Below are 1219 nucleotides of genomic sequence, written 5' to 3'. Positions count from 1 at the left end.
CAATCGGAATTTGTGGAGAGATTTCCTGAACTTTCCTTATTTTTCAAGGCTTACAGCCTCTTAGATAGTGAAATGATATGTATTTTCCCTTATTTTTGCCCTTATGCGGAATCCGCAAGGGAAATAAGGGAAATTTTTAGTTAAGCATTGCTCACTACTTTATCAAGAAGTCTTGCGGAATCCCGTTTTGCTTTTCTTGTTGAGTGAGCGTAAATATTCATTGTGGTACTGACATCAGAGTGTCCTAACAGTTCCTGTACATCTTTCGGTGCAGCCCCATTGGAAAGCAGATTGCTGGTGTAGGTGTGACGTAACTGGTGGAAATGGAAATCTTCAAATCCTTCCAGTTTCTTTGACACTGATCTGCATACAATGCTGAGTGTACTCGGCAGTTCCAAAGAGCCATCCGGTCTTAAGCAGACAAAGGAGATTTCTTTGTAATCTGCCGGGACTTCCTGCGTTCCGTCAAGGTGATAGTATTCATAATAGACTCTGTTTTTCACATGAACTTCTTTGTAGTAATTGCGGTGATATAATTCGCCATACTGCATCCGGTTTTTGAGTTGTTCCTTTCTGGCAGCTTTCAGTATTTCAGTCAGGGTATCGCCAAAATCAACAATCCTAACTTTTTTCCGCTTCGTTGGTCCAATAATGTTTTTGTGTTTCATGCCGTCGTAGCGGATACTGCGTTTTATGGTCAGGCATTGTTCCTCAAGGTTAATGTCCTGCCATGTAAGACCACAGGTTTCTCCGATACGGAGCCCGGCATAATACGCAATCTGAATCGGTAGAATGGCAGGTGGGTTTTTCTTTTCCAGATACTTGATAAGTTGCTCGTAATCATCATGCGAAATCGGTTGTGTGCCTTCTTCCACTTCATCATCGGAAAAGAGGTCAACTTCCTCTGCCTGTCGTTTCAGTTTGATATATTGCATCGGATTGAAACTGATTAGTTGTTTTGGAAATACTGCAAAACGGAATGACTGCTGTAACACTGCGGAAAAAGAATGGATATAATCTTTGCTGTATCCCTTTCTTACTTTCCCGTCTGGAAACTCACCACCGAATGTAAGCAGATCAAGAAATGCCTGTAAATGTTCGGCAGTAACTGTTTTCAGTTTGCGGTCTGCAATCGGGTGTTTTTTGATACAGCGGATTGCACCAAGATAATTTTCCACTGTGCCGTTGCTGAGTGTCCCGGTTTTCAGTTCTTCTTCCT

1 protein-coding gene is annotated in these 1219 nt (G+C 42.1%); it reads right to left on the bottom strand.

The genetic code is table 11. The annotated features are described in order from the left end of the window. Positions 1-140: 140 nt before the first annotated feature. On the bottom strand, positions 141-1219 hold a 1079-nt coding region (locus I4V44_RS16765), incomplete at its 5' end, for a tyrosine-type recombinase/integrase (protein ID WP_196002997.1).

Source organism: Blautia sp. 1001283B150304_161114_C9 (assembly GCF_015668165.1).
Taxonomy (GTDB): Bacteria; Bacillota; Clostridia; order Lachnospirales; family Lachnospiraceae; genus Blautia_A; species Blautia_A wexlerae.
Note: the sequence above shows the minus strand (reverse complement) of the source record. Positions and strands in the feature narration are given on the sequence as shown.